Origin of the sequence: Mycobacterium barrassiae (genome assembly GCF_025822765.1) — a bacterium.
In the GTDB taxonomy this organism is placed as follows: Bacteria; Actinomycetota; Actinomycetes; order Mycobacteriales; family Mycobacteriaceae; genus Mycobacterium; species Mycobacterium barrassiae.
In genome coordinates, this window is record NZ_JACKUK010000035.1 from 54,205 (window position 1) to 70,841 (window position 16,637).

18 protein-coding genes and 1 pseudogene are annotated in these 16,637 nt (G+C 66.2%); 9 read left to right on the forward strand and 10 right to left on the reverse strand.

Annotation, left to right across the window (positions count from 1 at the left end; all coding sequences use genetic code 11):
- Nucleotides 1–7: 7 nt before the first annotated feature.
- Nucleotides 8–768, forward strand: a pseudogene (locus H7J93_RS23520) (3-oxoacyl-ACP reductase family protein).
- Here the strand turns inward: H7J93_RS23520 and H7J93_RS23525 are convergent.
- Complete coding sequence (locus H7J93_RS23525; RefSeq protein ID WP_267308789.1) at nt 765–1,856, reverse strand: glycoside hydrolase family 183 protein; 1,092 nt, start codon at nt 1,854–1,856, stop codon at nt 765–767. The pseudogene H7J93_RS23520 and the gene H7J93_RS23525 overlap by 4 nt on opposite strands.
- A 43-nt stretch (nt 1,857–1,899) precedes the next feature.
- Nucleotides 1,900–2,439 carry a hypothetical protein gene (locus tag H7J93_RS23530; protein WP_267308703.1) on the reverse strand — a complete coding sequence of 180 codons (540 nt, stop codon included), beginning with the start codon at nt 2,437–2,439 and terminating at the stop codon, nt 1,900–1,902.
- A gap of 126 nt (nt 2,440–2,565) precedes the next feature.
- Between H7J93_RS23530 and H7J93_RS23535 the strand changes: the two genes are divergently transcribed.
- The 5 genes from H7J93_RS23535 (at nt 2,566) to H7J93_RS23555 (ending at nt 8,377) form a co-directional block, all read left to right on the forward strand.
- Entirely contained in the window at nt 2,566–4,089 is a 1,524-nt protein-coding gene (locus H7J93_RS23535; RefSeq protein WP_267308704.1) for an ABC transporter substrate-binding protein, read from the forward strand.
- Nucleotides 4,086–5,054 (forward strand): ABC transporter permease, encoded by a 969-nt coding sequence (locus H7J93_RS23540; RefSeq protein WP_267308705.1) that lies wholly within the window; start codon nt 4,086–4,088, stop codon nt 5,052–5,054. Before H7J93_RS23535 ends, H7J93_RS23540 begins: the two co-directional genes overlap by 4 nt.
- On the forward strand, nt 5,051–5,926 hold the full coding sequence (locus H7J93_RS23545) for an ABC transporter permease (protein WP_267308706.1): 876 nt from the start codon (nt 5,051–5,053) through the stop codon (nt 5,924–5,926). The genes H7J93_RS23540 and H7J93_RS23545 overlap by 4 nt, the downstream gene beginning before the upstream one ends.
- Entirely contained in the window at nt 5,923–7,527 is a 1,605-nt protein-coding gene (locus H7J93_RS23550; RefSeq protein ID WP_267308707.1) for a dipeptide ABC transporter ATP-binding protein, read from the forward strand. The genes H7J93_RS23545 and H7J93_RS23550 overlap by 4 nt, the downstream gene beginning before the upstream one ends.
- Nucleotides 7,528–7,636: 109 nt before the next feature.
- Nucleotides 7,637–8,377 carry an SDR family NAD(P)-dependent oxidoreductase gene (locus tag H7J93_RS23555; protein ID WP_267308708.1) on the forward strand — a complete coding sequence of 247 codons (741 nt, stop codon included), beginning with the start codon at nt 7,637–7,639 and terminating at the stop codon, nt 8,375–8,377.
- 6 nt (nt 8,378–8,383) lie between these two features.
- Here the strand turns inward: H7J93_RS23555 and H7J93_RS23560 are convergent, their stop codons facing one another.
- The 4 genes from H7J93_RS23560 to H7J93_RS23575 form a co-directional block, all read right to left on the reverse strand.
- Complete coding sequence (locus H7J93_RS23560; RefSeq protein WP_267308709.1) at nt 8,384–10,006, reverse strand: hypothetical protein; 1,623 nt, start codon at nt 10,004–10,006, stop codon at nt 8,384–8,386.
- A gap of 148 nt (nt 10,007–10,154) precedes the next feature.
- Nucleotides 10,155–10,313, reverse strand: coding sequence for a hypothetical protein (locus H7J93_RS23565; protein WP_267308710.1), 159 nt, complete (start codon nt 10,311–10,313; stop codon nt 10,155–10,157).
- Nucleotides 10,314–10,346: 33 nt separating this feature from the next.
- A complete protein-coding gene (locus H7J93_RS23570; protein ID WP_267308711.1) occupies nt 10,347–10,538 on the reverse strand; it encodes a hypothetical protein in 192 nt (63 codons plus the stop codon).
- A gap of 38 nt (nt 10,539–10,576) precedes the next feature.
- Nucleotides 10,577–11,857 (reverse strand): acyl-CoA dehydrogenase family protein, encoded by a 1,281-nt coding sequence (locus H7J93_RS23575; RefSeq protein WP_267308712.1) that lies wholly within the window; start codon nt 11,855–11,857, stop codon nt 10,577–10,579.
- 180 nt (nt 11,858–12,037) lie between these two features.
- On the opposite strand from H7J93_RS23575, the gene H7J93_RS23580 reads away from it, so the two are divergent.
- Nucleotides 12,038–12,193, forward strand: a complete 156-nt coding sequence (locus H7J93_RS23580; RefSeq protein WP_110810574.1) for a hypothetical protein — start codon at nt 12,038–12,040, stop codon at nt 12,191–12,193.
- A 6-nt stretch (nt 12,194–12,199) separates the two neighbouring features.
- On the opposite strand, the gene H7J93_RS23585 is transcribed toward H7J93_RS23580, so the two are convergent.
- From H7J93_RS23585 to H7J93_RS23595, 3 genes are all read right to left on the reverse strand, one after another.
- A complete protein-coding gene (locus H7J93_RS23585; protein ID WP_267308713.1) occupies nt 12,200–12,679 on the reverse strand; it encodes a carboxymuconolactone decarboxylase family protein in 480 nt (159 codons plus the stop codon).
- A 92-nt stretch (nt 12,680–12,771) separates the two neighbouring features.
- Nucleotides 12,772–13,083 carry a hypothetical protein gene (locus H7J93_RS23590; RefSeq protein WP_267308714.1) on the reverse strand — a complete coding sequence of 104 codons (312 nt, stop codon included), beginning with the start codon at nt 13,081–13,083 and terminating at the stop codon, nt 12,772–12,774.
- Nucleotides 13,084–13,141: 58 nt separating this feature from the next.
- Nucleotides 13,142–13,519: a Dabb family protein gene (locus H7J93_RS23595; protein WP_267308715.1), complete on the reverse strand. Its 378-nt coding sequence runs from the start codon at nt 13,517–13,519 to the stop codon at nt 13,142–13,144.
- A gap of 218 nt (nt 13,520–13,737) precedes the next feature.
- Between H7J93_RS23595 and H7J93_RS23600 the strand changes: the two genes are divergently transcribed.
- Complete coding sequence (locus tag H7J93_RS23600; RefSeq protein ID WP_308204952.1) at nt 13,738–14,553, forward strand: lytic transglycosylase domain-containing protein; 816 nt, start codon at nt 13,738–13,740, stop codon at nt 14,551–14,553.
- A 76-nt stretch (nt 14,554–14,629) separates the two neighbouring features.
- A complete protein-coding gene (locus tag H7J93_RS23605; RefSeq protein ID WP_267308716.1) occupies nt 14,630–15,976 on the forward strand; it encodes an adenylate/guanylate cyclase domain-containing protein in 1,347 nt (448 codons plus the stop codon).
- On the opposite strand, the gene H7J93_RS23610 is transcribed toward H7J93_RS23605, so the two are convergent.
- Complete coding sequence (locus tag H7J93_RS23610) at nt 15,950–16,636, reverse strand: HAD family hydrolase (protein WP_267308717.1); 687 nt, start codon at nt 16,634–16,636, stop codon at nt 15,950–15,952. The genes H7J93_RS23605 and H7J93_RS23610 overlap by 27 nt on opposite strands.
- Nucleotide 16,637: the final 1 nt, after the last annotated feature.

The following is a 16,637-nucleotide window of genomic DNA, read 5'->3' on the forward strand; positions in this document are numbered from 1 at the left end:
CCGGAGCATGACACCAGCGAGCAGCAACGGCGGGCCGCTGGCCGGTCGACGGGCATTGGTCACCGGAGCGTCGCGCGGAATCGGCGCCGAAATAGTACGGAAGCTGGCCTCCGACGGCGCCTCCGTCGCGTTCACTTACGGCTCCTCGGCGGCAGAGGCTGAGAAACTCGCCGCGGAGGCGGCCGCCGACGGCGCGACCGTCGTGGCGATCCAGGCCGATAGCGGCGATCCCGAGCAGGTGAGGCGCTCGGTCGAGGAGACCGTCACCCATCTCGGTGGACTCGACATCCTGGTAAACAACGCGGGCATCGCGGTGTTGGGCGACGTGGCCACGCTGCCCGCCGAAAAGTTCGACAGGATCGTGGCGATCAACATCCGCGGTGTGTTCGTGGCGATCCAGGCTGCGCTGGCGCATCTCGGCGAGGGCGGTCGTATCATCAACATCGGCAGCATCAATGCGGAGAAGGTTCCCGGTCCGGGACTGGCGGTGTATGCGATGACGAAAGCGGCCGTCGCGGGATTGACCCGCGGTCTGGCGCGCGACCTCGGACCGCAGGGCATCACAGTGAACAACGTGCAACCCGGCCCCATCGACACCGACATGAACCGGACCAAGGCGAATTCGCCGAAGCGGCAAAGCAAGTCATGGCAGGCGGCCGCTACGGTCACCCGCGCGACGTCGCGGGCGTGGTCGCGTATCTGGCAGGCCCCGACACCGGATACATCACCGGTGCGCACTGGAACGTCGACGGCGGGTTCACGGTCTAGAGGTTGATCGGGTCGGACGGATCACGCGCTTTCGTGGTGTCCCTCAGCGCGGCCTTGAATTGCATTGCCCGATACGGCCACCCGTGGTCGGTGTGCCACTGCGACACCACGAGCCCGACGCCACCGTGCATGTCGAACCTCGACCCCGGCAGCACGTAACCGCCGTACAACTGGGCGACCGCATTCTTCCCGTGGTTCTCGGCATGCCATGCCGATCCGAGCACCGGCGTCTGCAACGGCGTCGTATGCATGTTGGCGACAGGCGATTCCACGACCCGATAGCCCAGCGCATACTTCGACGCGAGGAAGCCGCCCAGGACCCACTTTCCTTGCGCCATACGGCGAAACGTCAGCTCACCCCACCGCTCACCGGCCGGCGTGATGGGTGTCGCGGTGCTGCCCCACCGCCAACGTCCGTCGACGAATCCCCAACTCGAATAGCGCGTCCGGTGTCCGATGTGCTCCGGCCGCACCCGCATCAGGATGATGCCCTTGTCGCGCTGAAATCCCGTGGCCACCACATAAACCCAGCCGTCGTCGGGGTCGAAGTCCCACGACCAGCACTGGGCGTGCCCGCCGTGCAGATCAGCCGGAAACTTTGCCTCCGAACCCAGGTGCGTCCAGGACACACCGCTGTCGTCGGACCGCCAGATCTCCGTCCATGTGACGTTGCCAAAGCCGCGGTTGACGATGGCGTGCAGATAGATCGAGTCGTCGACGCGCAGCAGATCGGAGGGAATCACGGTGCTGATGCCGCCGCGGGTCCATCCGGTCGACGCATCGTCGTGCACGTAGTGCCACAGCTGGCGGGCGTAGTCGGAATCCGCACCGCCGGCTCGTTCGTAGACGATCTCGTGATCGGCGTCCCCGGTGCCGATCAGCACCACCGGTGAGCGCCAGTCTCCCTGGCCGACCTTGCGACCCGAGAACGTGTCGCCGAACACCGACACCAGCTTCCCGTTCGGTGCCACGACCGAGGCACCGAGATCGGTACACGTGACACCCCAGCGCTCGGTCAGTCCGGGACCCGTCAGGTCGACGACCTTGCCATCACGCGGGGGTACTCGAGCACGCCCACCTGGGCGCAGACCGCGGCCGGCTGCCCGGCCGACCGAGGACTCGTCGGGCAAGTCAGAAGCAGCGGCGCAGGCCGCCCGGCTCGCAAAGCAGCGGGTATTGCGTGACCGGGTTCGGCAACGGGCCCTTGAACGACATGGTCAGCGGCGCGACGACCATCGCGGGCTGGTCACCGCACTCCCCGCCGTGGAGCACCTTCATGGTGCCGGTCCAGTTGTACGGGTCGAATCGGTAGACGGTCTCTTGCGGCGCCTTGCTGCCGTCGGGGCAGGTACGTCCCTCGGGGTCCTTATAGACGAACTGCCACTGGTTCATGACCATCACGGCTTCGGCGCCGCCCTGGCCGGTATTCGGCGTGACCTTCAACCGGCACGCGATCGGTAGTAACAGCGGTTCGCGCAGGTCGCCGACCGTCGGTACGCAGATCGGGTAGATCTCCCACGTCGCGGTCGCCTGACCGTCGATGTTGACGTTGTAGTAGCCCTCCGGCACTCCAGGGGCCTTGACGTTGCCCTGCGCGTGGGCTGGAACCGCGAGGCCGAGGACGACGGCCATACCGATAAGGGCTGTGGCAAGCCCCCGGATCAACCTCACGATGCGCCTCCTTCACAAGGACCTCGTCGAGTATTCCAGTGCGCAGGTGCCTCCGTAACCCCTTTCGACGTCGCTCGGCGTTTCAAGCACCGCGGCCAGCGGGTAGATGCGTTCGGGGTGATGGCGATGAGACGACTGGCGGCGTTGGTCGCTGTCGTCGTCCTGTGGCCAGGCCTTTCCGCCTGCTCGACGGGCGAACGGGTGGACCTCGGCGAGTCGTCGGGCAATCTGATCGCCGCGATCGCCGGCGAGCCCGACCAACTGGACCCGCACAAGACCAGCGCGTATTTCTCGTTCGAAGTGCTCGAGAACGTTTTCGACTCGCTGGTCGAACCTGACGCCAACCTCGAGATGCGCCCTGCGCTGGCCGAATCGTGGGAGGTCAGCCCCGATCAGCTCACCTGGACCTTCCGCCTGCGGCCGGGCGTCGCCTTTCATGACGGCAGCCCGTTCAGCGCGGACGACGTCGTGTACTCGTACCGCCGCATCATCGACGAGCAGCTGACCAACGCCGACAAGTTCAGCGCCGTCACCGATGTCAGCGCCCCGAACCCCGAAACCGTCGTCATCCGGCTGAAGCAGCCGACACCGAACCTGCTGACGAACATCGGCGGTTTCAAAGGCATGGCGATCGTGTCGCGCCGCAATGTCGAAAGCGGTCAGATCGCCACGCACCCGATCGGGACCGGTCCGTTCGCGTTCAGCGGCCAGAAGAGCGGTGACTCCATCACTCTCAAGGCGAACCCGTCGTATTGGGCTGGCGCACCCAAGGTCTCGGGCGTCACGTTCCGGTTCATCTCCGAGCCGACGACCGCGCTGTCGGCGCTGCAGGCCGGCGAGATCGACTGGACGGACTCGATTCCGCCGCAACGGGTTGCGCAGCTGCGCGACGACGACTCGATGAACCTCGCGGTCACCGCGAGCAACGACTATTGGTATCTGGCGCTCAACGAGGCCCGCAAGCCGTGGAACGACGTGCGGGTGCGTCAGGCGATCGCCTATGGCATCGATCGCGACGCGATCGTGGCGGTCACCAGTTACGGCACCGCCGCGGCCAACCAGCTCGCGATCCCCGAGGGCAATCCCTGGTACACCGACTATCACCGCTACCGCTACGACATCGACAAGGCGAAGACCCTTCTGGACGAGGCGGGGGTGAGCGGTGGTGATCTCGACATGCTGGTCACCAGCGAGTATCCGGAAACGGTGACGGCCGCGCAGGTCATCGCCGACAACCTCGCGCCGCTGGGCTTCACCGTCAACATCCGCACCGTCGACTTCGCCACCTGGCTCGACGAACAGAACACCGGCAACTTCGACATGCTGATGATGGGCTGGCTCGGCAACATCGACCCCGACGACTTCTATTACGCGCAGCACCACACCGACGGCACGAGCAATGCGCAGAAGTTCTCCAATCCCGAGGTCGACCGGCTGCTCGACGCGGGACGCGTTGAGACGAATCGCCAAGCGCGCGCTGATCTTTACCGCCGGGCCGCCACGCTGATCGCCGACGAGGTGAGCTACATCTATCTCTACAACCCGTCGGTGATCCAGGGGTGGAGCACCGGCCTGTCCGGCTTCGAGTCTCGCCGCGACGGCGCGATCCGGTTCCGCACCGCCAGCCTGGCCGAGGGCGAAACATCGTGACCCGGTTCCTGACTCATCCGATCGCACGCTTCCTCGCTCGGCGGCTTCTGTACTCCGCGGTCGTGTTGATCGGCGTGCTCATCGTGGTGTTCGCCCTCGTGCATTTGGTGCCTGGCGATCCCGTGCGCATCGCCTTGGGAACGCGCTATACACCGCAGGCGTACGACGCGCTGCGCTCGGCGAGCGGACTCGACAAGCCGATCGTGGAGCAGTTCTTCGGTTACCTCGGTTCGGCGTTGACCGGCGATCTCGGCGTCAGCTTCCGCAACGGTGACCCGGTGACGGTCATCCTGCTCGAACGACTGCCCGCCACTGTGTCGTTGGCGGTGGTCGGCATCGTCATCGCGCTGGCGATCGCATTGCCCGCGGGGATCTGGTCGGCGTTGCACGAGGGCCGCGTGAGCGACGCCATCATCCGGGTCGCCAGCCAGTTCGGGGTGTCGGTGCCGGACTTCTGGATGGGCATCCTGCTCATCGCGCTGTTCGCGACGACGCTGGGCTGGCTGCCGACGTCGGGATACCAACCGCTGCTGGATAATCCGGGCGGATGGCTGCGCCACATCGTGTTGCCCGCGCTGACAGTGGGACTGGTCGCGGGCGCCATCATGACGCGTTATGTGCGGTCCGCGGTGCTTGAGGTCGCGTCGATGGGATACGTGCGCACCGCCCGGTCGAAGGGGCTGGCGCCGCGGGCCGTCACGTTCCGGCACACAGTGCGCAACGCGCTGATCCCGGTGCTGACCATCACCGGCATTCAGCTGGCGACAATCCTCGGCGGCGTCATCGTCGTCGAGGTCGTGTTCGCGTGGCCCGGCCTCGGCCGCCTCGTCTACAACGCCGTTGCGGCACGGGACTATCCGGTCATTCAGGGTGCGGTGTTGCTGATCGCCGCGCTGTTCCTGCTCATCAACCTGATCGTGGATGTGCTGTACGCGGTCGTCGACCCGAGGATCCGGCTCTCATGACGACCGAGACCAGTGCGCGGCTGTCGTCTTGGCGCCTGCTGCTCGGCAATCCGGTCACTCTGGTCAGCGCCGCCGTGCTCGTCGCGATCGCCGTCATCGCGGTGACGGCCAATTGGATTGCGCCCTACGGCGTCAACGATGTCAACGTGCCCGATGCGCTGCAGCCTCCCAGTGGCGCGCATTGGTTCGGCACCGACGAGTTGGGGCGCGACGTGCTCTCCCGGGTGCTCGTCGCGATTCAGGCGTCGATGCGGGTGGCCGTCGTCAGTGTCGCGTTCGCCGTTATCGTCGGCGTGACGGTCGGCATCATCGCGGGTTACCGCGGCGGCTGGCTTGACACGATCTTCATGCGCATCGTCGATGTGATGTTCGCGTTTCCGGTATTGCTTCTCGCGCTGGCCGTGGTGGCGATCCTCGGTCCCGGTGTGACGACGACGATCCTGGCGATCGGCATCGTGTACACCCCGATCTTCGCGCGCGTGGCCCGGGCGAGCACGCTGAGTGTGCGCGTGGAACCGTACGTTTCGGTGTCACGAACGATGGGCACCGGCCATCTGTACATCCTCGGCAGGCACATCCTGCCGAATGTGGCCGGTCCGTTGGTTGTTCAGACGTCGCTGTCGCTGGCGTTCGCGATTCTGTCCGAGGCGGCACTGTCCTTCCTCGGCTTGGGCATCCAACCGCCCCAGCCGTCGCTGGGCCGGATGATCTTCGATTCGCAGGGCTTCGTGACGATGGCGTGGTGGATGGCGGTGTTCCCCGGCGCGGCCATCTTCGTCGCGGTGCTGGCGTTCAACCTGCTTGGCGACGGCCTGCGCGACGTGCTGGATCCCAAGCAGCGCACGATGATCGAGGCGCGGAGGAAACAGTGACCCCGGTCCTCAGTGTCCGCGATCTGCGGGTGCGCATCGGTAGACGCGACATCGTGCGCGGTATCTCGTTCGACGTCGAGCGCGAGAAGACGCTCGGCATCGTCGGCGAATCGGGCTCCGGCAAGTCCATGACCGTGCTGGCAGCCACCGGACTGCTGGACGCCCCGGGCGCGAAGGTCGACGGCACCAGCACGCTCGCCGGCGACACCCAACTCGTCGGCGCCTCTCCCCGACTCCTGCGCAGCGTGCACGGCGGCCGGATCGGCTTCGTGTTCCAAGATCCCGGCACGTCGCTCAACCCGCTGCTGACCCTCGACCGGCAGATCACCGAATCCCTTGAGACGCACCGCCATATGACCCGCCGGCAGGCTCATGGTCGTGCGCTCGAGTTGTTGGAGGCGGTGGGGCTGCCGGATCCGGAGACGCGGCTGCATGCGTACCCGCACCAGCTGTCGGGCGGGCAGAAGCAGCGCGTGATGATCGCCATCGCGATGGCGTGCGACCCGGAGTTGTTGGTGGCCGACGAACCGACCACCGCGCTGGACGTGACGACACAGGCACAGATCATCGAACTGGTCCGAGATCTGCAGCGCGACTTCGGCACTGCGGTGGTGTGGATCAGCCACGACCTCGGAGTGATCGGTCAGGTCGCCGACGACGTCACGGTGTTGCAGGAGGGCCTGGCCGTGGAGCAGGCGCCGATCATGGATGTGTTCGACCGTCCGCAGCATGCCTACACCCGCGAGTTGTTGGACGCCCGCCCGCTGGTCGGTGGCAGCGGTCCCCCGCCGCCACCGTCAGAAACCGAGACGCTGCTCGATGTCTCGGGCCTCGACGTTCGGTTCGACGTGAGCACACCGGTCGGCAAGACCGTCGTCCACGCGGTGAAAGATCTGTCGTTCCAGATCCGTAAAGGCACCACTCTGGGGCTGGTCGGTGAATCGGGTTCGGGGAAATCGACCGTCGCCGCGGCGCTTACGGGCCTGATCAAACCCGGTGCCGGTACCGCGACGTTGGGGACATCGGACGTATTCGGGGTGCGCGGGTCGGCCGAAAAGGCGCTGCGCAGGCGCATCAGTCTGGTGTTCCAGGACCCGTTCTCCACCCTCAACCCGCGTGCCCGGATAGGCGCGCCGATCGACGAGCCGCTGCGCGTGCATGGCGTCGTGAAGGGCACGCAGGAACGCCGAGAGCGCGTCGGGGAGTTGCTCGAACTCGTCGGCCTACCAACGTCGTTCGCATCGCGCTATCCGCATGAACTGTCCGGCGGCGAGCGACAGCGGGTCAGCATCGCGCGAGCGCTGGCGGGCGAACCCGAGCTGCTCATCCTCGACGAAGCCACTGCGTCGCTGGATGTTTCGGTGCAGGCCCGCGTGCTGGACCTTCTGGCCTCGTTGCAACGCGACATGGGCCTGACTTACCTGTTCATCGCCCACGACCTCGCCGTGGTGCAGCAGGTGAGCCACGACGTGCTGGTGATGCGCGACGGCGCCGCCGTCGAGTACCGGCCGGCCGCCGAGCTGTTCGCCGCACCGCGGGACGAGTACACGCGGGCGCTGCTGGCCGCGGTGCCGCCCCGCCGTCCCCGAGTGGCGATCTAGGTCCTATCGGCGAGATTGAAACCAGGGCTGTGGTCGCCACAACGACCCTGTGTGCAATCTCGGTCATAGGCCGCAAAAGGGAAGGCCCGGCCATGAGAGGGTCATGGCCATGAGTCAGCTCAGCGGCAAGGTCGCATTGGTCACCGGCGCATCGTCAGGACTGGGCGCGGTGGTCGCCCAGGTGTTCGCGGAACGAGGCGCCTCGGTATTCGGGATCTCCCGTGACGCCGAGAAGATGTCAACGGTGTTCGAGTCGGTGCCCGGCGGGAAGTACGCGTCGGTGGACATCACCACATCGGCCGCGTGCCGCGACGCCGTCGCACAGTGCGTCGACGCGTTCGGCCGGCTCGACGTGTTGGTGAACGTCGCGGGCTTTCACCAGATGCGCCACACCACGTCGATGACCGACGAGGAGTGGGACCACGATCTCGCGGTGAACCTCAACGGCCCGTTCTATCTCTGCCGCGCCGCGCTGCCCCACCTGCTCGAGACCGCGGGCAACATCGTCAACGTCACGTCGATCGCGGGCGTCGAGGGTGAGGTCTACTCGGCGGGTTACTGCGCGGCCAAGCACGGGCTGGTCGGGCTGACCCGCGCGCTGGCCGTCGAGTACACCAAGGAGAAGATCCGAGTGAACGCGATCTGCCCGGGCGGCATGCCGACCCCGCAGGCCACCGAGTTCACCGCCCCCGACAACGCGGACTGGGATCTCATCCTGCGCATCGCCTCACCGCGCGGATTCATGGATCCCGTCGACGTCGCCAAATCCGTTGCGTTCCTTGCCAGTGACGACGCCGCGGCGATCCACGGCGCCGTCTACCGGGTCGACAACGGCAAGGGCGCGGGCTGACCCGACTCAGATCTCCTGGTTGCGCCGACGACCGAGGAAGAACGCCAGGCCGATCGCGCCGAAGCCCAGCGTCCCGATGACACCGGCCGACACCATCAGGAAGATGTCCCGACCGGTCAGACCGGCTGTCGGGGCCTCGTCGGACGCCAGTCGCAGGCGGTAGTCGCCCGGCAGCGGACCCTCGGCGGGCGCGCCGAGACCGGGGAACTGCTGGGTGCGGTGCACCTCGAAGGTGCGCTCGCCGCCCTGGCCCTCGGCCCACACACCCCACGCCGGGGTGACGCCGTCGAGCAGCACCTTGCGCTCGCCGAACTGCGCGTCATCGCCAACGTCGACGATCTGGCGCACCCGGAACGGCTCGTACCGCGCGTTGGAGTAGTTCACCAGCACGGGCACGTTGTCGTACCGCAGCACCGGCGGCGGAGGCGGAGGCGGCGGCATCCCGACGCCCGGGTAGTAGCCACCACCGAAGAAGCTGCCGACCGCGATGTTGGTGACGGCCTGCGCGACGTTGGCCGCCGCGATGACCGGGCTGAGCAGCGCCGCGGTGAAGCTGTACGCCGCGTACTGGGCCGCCTCGAACATCATCCGGCCCAGCGGCGGGATCACCATGATCCGCGGCGCCATCTCGTACATGTAGACGATGCGCACCGGGTCCCGGTACGGGTTGATGATGATCGGGCGGTAGTACTCGTCGTACTGCACCCACTCCGGCCGCCACTGACGGACCGGGCTGACCAACTCGACGGGCGGGTTCACCGCGAAGTTCGTCGACGCGCTCGTACCGACATCGAGACCGGGGATCTTGAGGCTGGTTTCGATCGATTGCGAGAACGACGCCAGATCCTGCTCGGGCGCCGGCGCCGGAATCGTCTCGTCGACAACCGTTGCCTTGCTTGCGAGTTCGACGTCCGCCTCGGGAGCCTCGAGCGTCTTCGGCAGGACCGTCTCGATGTTGGCCGCCTGCGTGATGGACACCGTGGGCGTCTCTGATTCGTCACCGCTCGCCGACTCGGTCGTCTCGCTGCCCGACGTCTCAGTGGTGCTCGGCGCCGACGTCGACGTGGTCGCGCTGGTCTCCGACGTGGGGGTCAGAGCGTCCGACGGTGCGGTCGTCGTCGCCGACGTTTCGGCCGCCTCGGTGGCGGTGGTGGTCGGTGCCGACGTCGTCGCGGAGGTCACCGATGTCGACGCGGTTTCGGGTGCCGCCGTGGTGCTGGGTGCGGTCGTGATCGGTGCCTGCGAGGCCGTCGTCACGTCCTCCTCACTGGGCTCGGCGGGTACGACCGTCGTCACCGGAGGCGCGACGGTGGTCGTGGGCGCCTGCACGGTCGCCTGTGTTTCGACCTCCGTCTCGACCTGGGCCGGCGCGGGGGCCTGCGTCTGGGGCGCCGGAGCCTGGGTCTGTGGCGCCGGAGCCTGGGTCTGTGGAGCCTGCGGGGCCGCCTCTTCTGGGGCCGCCACCTCGGGCTCAGGAGCGACGACGGTGGTGGTCGCACCGCTGTCGTCGCCGGGTTGGGCCAGCGCCGGGGCGATTCCCCCGGTCAGCGCCGTCAGGGAAATCACGACGCCCGATGCCAGGACGGCAACGACGCCTTTCTTCGAGCAAAACTCGAGGGGTGCACCCATCGTTCATCGACTCCTTCTGTCATCGGGAGCTGAGTGCGTTCACCACTGCCGCCAGGGCTTATGCCATTGGCCCCCGAATCTTTGCCTGGAAACAGAAGCTGTCGCATGCTCCGGTCTCAGAAGATTCATCGCTGGTTCGGCCGGGGTGTTACACACGGACCGAGGAGGTGGGGATGCGGATCCGGGGCGTGCGGACGATCTCGGGAGTGACGACCGCCATTTGCCTGGTGGCCTGCGGTTCCGGCGGTGAGTTGACGGTCTCCGACTCGACCACTGAGAAGTCGACCACACCAGAATCGGCCTTCACTTCCGCCCCACCGGCCACGGCGGAGGAGGCTCGCTAGGGACCGCGGCGGCGCCACGCGCCGACAGCCAGGGCGATACCGACCAGTGCGATGATCGGCCCGAGGATGGACCATGTGGTGGTGTTGGTCATCGGACTGTCGCTGACGATGACCCCGAAACCCTGCAGGGTGAAGATGATTCCGAACAGGGTGACGAGCAGGCCCAGCACGATGATGGCGATCCGCATGCCCTCACCCTAGGCCCGCCCACGACCCAGGATGGCGGTTAGCGACGGCGTTGCAGGTACTTCTGGTACGCCTCGGCGGCAGCGGCCAACTCCGGACGGGCATCAAGCACGGGCTGCATCTTCTTACGCGCTTGTTCGCGTTTGTACGGCAGGAATTCGGTCGGGAAGTTCCCCTCGTGCGGACGGTAGTCCCGCAGTACCCGACGCGCGACCGTGGCGATGTGCACTTCGTCGACACCGTCGGCGATGCCCATGGTCGGCGCGGCGGCGTACATCGCCTGGATCGGCGTGAGATCGGTGGTGCCCAGCGAACCCAGGATGTGCAGCGCGTTGAACGACACCTCGCGCAGCACCTTGGCCATCGTGAACTTCACGGCGGCGATCTCGGTGCGCGCTTCCTGCGTCGAGGTGTTGTCGATCTTCCACGCCGTCTCGAGAACGAACAGGCGAAGCATCTTGATCGCCGCGTACGACTCTGCGATCTTCTCCTGGACCATCTGATGGTCGGAGATGATTTTGCCGTGCGACTCGCGCGACAGCGCCCGCTCGCACATCATGTCGAAGGCCAGGTTGCATTGAGCGATGGTGCGCATCGCGTGGTGGATGCGGCCGCCGCCAAGTCGGCGCTGCGCCAGGACTTTTGCACCGTTCGGCGGGCCCAGAAGATGGTCCAGCGACACCCGTACATCGCGATAGATGATGTGGTTGTGGTTGCGGGGCTCGGGCATGATCTCCACACCCGGCGTATCGCGCGGCACGATGAACATTCCGTTGGTGCACATCACGAACAGGATGTCGGCGACGCGGCCCGCTGAGGTGAACCACTTCTCGCCGTTGATGACCCACTCGTCGCCGTACTGCACGGCCGTGGTCTTGAACAGGCTCGGGTCGCTGCCGCCCTGGGGTTCGGTCATCGAGTACGCCGAGAAGATGTCCTGATTGAGCAAAGGCTTGAGCCAGCGCTCTTTCTGTTCCTCGGTGCCGTAGGCGGCCAGCATCTCCATGTTGCCGGTGTCGGGGGCCGAGGCCCCGAACATGTGCGGCGCACCCGGATACCGGCCGATGACCTCGTTGAGCAAGCCGAGCTTGAGCTGCCCGTAGCCGGGGCCGCCGAGTTCGGGGTCCAGGAAGATCGCCCACAAGCCCTGGTCCTTGACCTCCTGCTGCAGTTCGCGCACATAGGCTTTCACCGCGGGGTCGGGAACGCGCACCGCATGCGGAAAGATGTGGTCAAGCGGCTCGACCTTCTCCTCGCAGAACTCCTTGACCCAGTCGAGTTTCTCCTGAAACTCCGGTTCGGTGCTGAAATCCCAAGCCATGCAGTCCTCCTCGGCTGCTGTCGGATGCCGCCGACGTCAGTGTGTCACCTGAGAGACGGTACGCCCGGCAATCGGCTCGAAGAGGGGCGGCCACCCGGGTCCGAGAGGTTTGAATTCGCGGGAACGGGCTAGTCAACCAGGCGTCGGGTCCATCGATGTACTCACGAGACGGAGATTCCCATGATCATCCTCGGCATCATCCTCTTGATAATCGGCTATTTCACCAGCCTGTCGATCCTCTACACCATCGGCGGAATCCTCGTCGTCATCGGCATCGTGCTGTGGATCCTCGGCGCAGTCGGACGCCCCGTCGGCGGCCGAAAAGTCTGGTTCTAGCACGCCTCACCGATAGCCGCGCCGCAGCAGGTGCTGCGCGCCGGCGTGCATTGCCTCGGGGCTGGCGGTGTCGAAATCGAACGCGTTCGCCAGCCTTGCGGTGACGCCGAAGGCCAGGCTGACAGCCAGCGCATCCTTGACCTGCGCCGGCGTGGCGCCGGCCGCCAGCACGGTCCGGATGTCGTCGGCATCGATCGTGTTCTCTGCGCTGAGCTTGGCAAGCATCCGAAGCGTTGCGCGTAGTGGCTCCTCGATCGGTGCGGTCTCCAAGTCAGCAAGGGTGGCAATGACTTTCGCAGCATCGCCATACCAGAGGGATGACGTAGCTGTGTGCGCGGCGACGCAGAACGGGCTCGCAATGGCCTTCGACACGACCGCCGCCATCAGCTCACGATCGCCGACCGACCAGTCCGACGGCCCGCGCATCGCCTCGTGGGTGAGATCGCCCGCGCCGTAGAAGTCGGGCCGATAGAGCGCCAGTTTCACGGCGTCCACCACGGGCTGACGTGTGACGAGCCGGATCATCGCGAACAGGGCCTTCGTTCGCCGGGGGTGGCCCCGATCGAGGATTTCGAGCCTCATGTCGGGCGTCCTGTCGCGGTAGCCAGCGCGGCGAGAGCGCTGCGGTACTGGCGGTCGGCCTGGCCGATCGCCGCACACACGACGATCTCGAAGATCTGGTCCTCGCTCAGACCCGCGGCCCGCGCGGCGGCGATATCGTCGTCGCTCACCTGGTCGGCGTGCTGGGCCACCTTGGCGACCAGAGTGCGCATCGGCTCGTCGAGGCCCGAATCGTCGAACGCGGCTCGACGCATCTGCGAGGGCGCCGTCGCCTTGTCTCCGAGAACGCGGTCGACGAGCTCCTTGTGTAAGCGACCGATATCGGTCATCGTTGCCGAGTCTGCCACTCAGGACGATGGTGTCAACCATCCCTGTTGGCCGCCTACGTCAGACACCGATGTCAAAAACCATGGCTCCGTTCGTGTTTCCGTCCTCGTCGACCGAAAGCAGTGGTATCGCGAACTTCTTGAAGTCGTCGTGAGCGGGATCGAAATCCGACACGAACGGCGCACCCAGGTAGTACTCGAAATCACCGCGGCTCTCGAACGTGACAACGAAGACCTGCTCAAAGCCCGCTGTCAGTCCCTCCAGGCTTCGCGTGCAGTCCCCGCCGATCAACGACACGATGTAGTTCTCCCCCGCGCGCTTGCATTCGTGTTCGAGAGCCAAGAATCGACTCAAGACTTCGGCTCGTTGCTGTTCCGTGGTGCTCGCCTTGTACCTGAACGCCACGATGTGCGTTATCGCCGCTGCATGTCGATTCACGGTCCCCAGTAGACGCCCGCGAAGCGCGAATTATCGGAGGTTTGTCGCGTGGCGGGCATGCGATACGACACACTCGGACGGTGATCACGCGACGTTGCGGCAACGGGGTACTGATCCTCGCCGCCGGTGCCGTCCTGCTTGCGGGCTGTACGCACAGCGCACCCCCGGCGCCACCACCCGCGTCGACGGCCGCGCCGGAAACCGTGCCCGCACAGACGATGGACCAGCCGACGTCGCCCGGCCCTCCGGCGGTCCCGTCGGGCGCGCAGCCCATACTCGCGTCCGATCCCGCTCAATTGGCCGATGATCTGGTCGCCGACGAGGAGGCGCTGCGCAACCCGTCGACCCCGGAACCCGCACTCACCTCCGCTGCCCGACGTCAGCAGGCGGCCTACCGCGCCATCGGGCGCAGCCCCGAGTGGGACCCCATCATCCGGCCCCGAATTCCGGCGTGGCTCACTGCGACCTACGACCTCAACGTCGACGCCAGGCGTCAGCTGTATCCGCTGACCGAAGTGAAGGACACGGTCCCGGCGTGGCGGATCGTGGCTCCTGCCCCGGCGGACGTGTTGCTGGCCAACTATCGCGAAGCCGAGGCCGCGACGGGCGTTCCGTGGAACTACCTGGCGGCGATCCATCTCATCGAGACTCGCTTCGGCAGCATCGAAGGCACCAGCACGGCAGGTGCACAAGGCCCAATGCAGTTCCTGCCGTCGACATTCGAGGCCTACGGCGACGGCGGAGACATCCACTCGCTGCGCGACAGCATCATGGCGGCGGGACGCTACCTCGCGGCGAACAACTTTGCCGGCAACCGCGATAACGCCATCTTCCGGTACAACAATTCGGACCTCTACGTGCGCGCAGTCAACGATTACGCCGAAGTGATGGCCGCCGATCCCGCCGCATTCGGCGCGTACTACCGCTGGGACGTCTACTACCGCACGACCGCCGGCGATGTGCTGCTTCCGATCGGCTACGAGTCGATGACACCGATCCCGGTCGAGACGTATCTGGCCGACCACCCTCAGTAAGGGGAGCGCGTCTGCGCCGGGTGGAACTCTGTGCAGATAACACGCGTTTCCGCTGGTTAGCTGGCATGATCTTCGCATGGTGGCCATCCCCGAAACCGTCTACGCGCGGGATGATGACGCCAACCTGGCGTATCAGGTCGTCGATGGTCCTGGGCCAGATCTGTTGTTCGTGCCCACACCCCGGTTCCCCATCGATCTGATTTGGGACGACTACACGGTGGCGGGCCATCTCCGTCGGCTCTCGTCGTTCGGCCGGTTGATCCTGACCGATCTGCTCGGAGTAGGCAGTTCGGATGCGGTGCCGATCTACGAGCGGCCCGCCATGCAGGGGTGGACGGATGGGCTGATCGCCGTGCTCGATGCGGCCGGTTCCGAACGCGCCTCGGTGTTCGCGATGGCCGGATCGGCCTTGCCGGCAATGCTTTTGGCGGCAACGCACCCCGAGCGGGTGAGATCGCTGGTGCTGTGGAGCCCGTACGCGTATTTCCTGCGCACACCGGATCAGCCCTTCGCCATCCCGGAGCACGCGCTCGACAACTTGTCCGATGTCGTCGGCCACACCGCGGGAAGCGGTCTGGCGATCGATCTGTTGGCGCCGAGTTGGGCCAAGGACATGGCAAAGCGACGCTGGTACGGCCGCGGCGAGCGGCTAGCGGGCGGACGAGGGTATTTCCGAGCTGTCAGCGACATGTTCCAGCACACCGATATGCGACGGGTGCTGGAAAGCATCCAGGCGCCGACGTTGGTGCTGCATCGACGAGATGATCGCTTTGTCGTTGCCGGCCATGCCCAGTACGTGGCCGAGCGGATTCCCCACGCGCGGCGGGTCGAGTTCGAGGGCAACGACCATGAATGGTTCGCCGGCGACTCCGAGCGGGTGCTCGACGAGATCGGGGCCTTCCTCACCGGCGCCCGACGGATCAGACCGACCAACCGTGTGCTCTCGACGGTGCTGTTCACCGACATCGTCGGGTCGACCGAGCGGGCAACGGCTTTGGGCGACGAGGCGTGGGGGTCGATCCTTGCCGCGCACAACCGGGCCATCGAGCGTGAGGCTCTCGGTGCGCGGGGCAAGATCGTCAAGTTCACCGGCGACGGCGCGCTCGCGACCTTCGACGGGCCTGCGCGGGCGATCAACTGCGCGTGCGCAATCCGTGATGCGGTCAGCGATCTCGGCCTGCACATCCGCGCCGGTCTGCACACTGGCGAGGTTGAGGTCGACGACAACGACGTGCACGGCATCGCGGTCCATATCGCGGCACGCATCATGGGCATCGCCGGACCCGATGAGGTCCTGGTGTCCGGCTCGGTTCCACCGCTGGTGCTGGGATCCGGGCTGGCGTTCGACGAACGCGGCAGCTACGAACTCAAAGGCGTACCCGACCGGTGGCCGGTCCTAGCCGTACACGACCTCCCCCACTGAACTCAGATCCTGCGCGAGCATCTCTGGAAGCGCTGACATCTCACCGAAGACTCGCACCGAATCATCCCAGCGCGCCTCACCCACGAAGTCGGATCGGTACCAGTAGACGCGGAGTCCGGCCGCGATGGCCGCCTGCACACCCACCATGCTGTCCTCGACGGCAATGACCGCGTCCGGGTCCAGCCCGAGACCGTCGACCGCCGCCAGGTACAGGTCGGGGGCCGGCTTCCAGGTATGGAACTCGTACGCCGAGAAATGCGGTCCGGGAAAGTGCTGCAGCAGACCGGTGCGCGACAGCCGGTCGCCGATCATGTCCAACGGCGAGTTGGACACCACGAAATTCGGATACTCGCTCCGTTGCAGCGCCTCATCCACACCGGGAACGCAGCACAGGCGTCCCTCGAGCAGTTCCTCGGCGAGCAGACGCGCTCGCGGAAGCGCATTCACGGGCGGGATCACGTCGATGTACGCGCACAGCATGTCGATCGCCTCCTGCATACGCCGGCCTGCGGCCAGGTGTGCGATCTCATCGGTGGAGATCTCACCGCCCAACTGCGTCGCCAGGCGTTGCAGTGCCAGCGTCTCCGCATCCTGTGAGTCCACCAACGTGCCGTCCAGGTCGAAGAGGACGGCGACGCCGGACGTGGCATGGGTGAACACG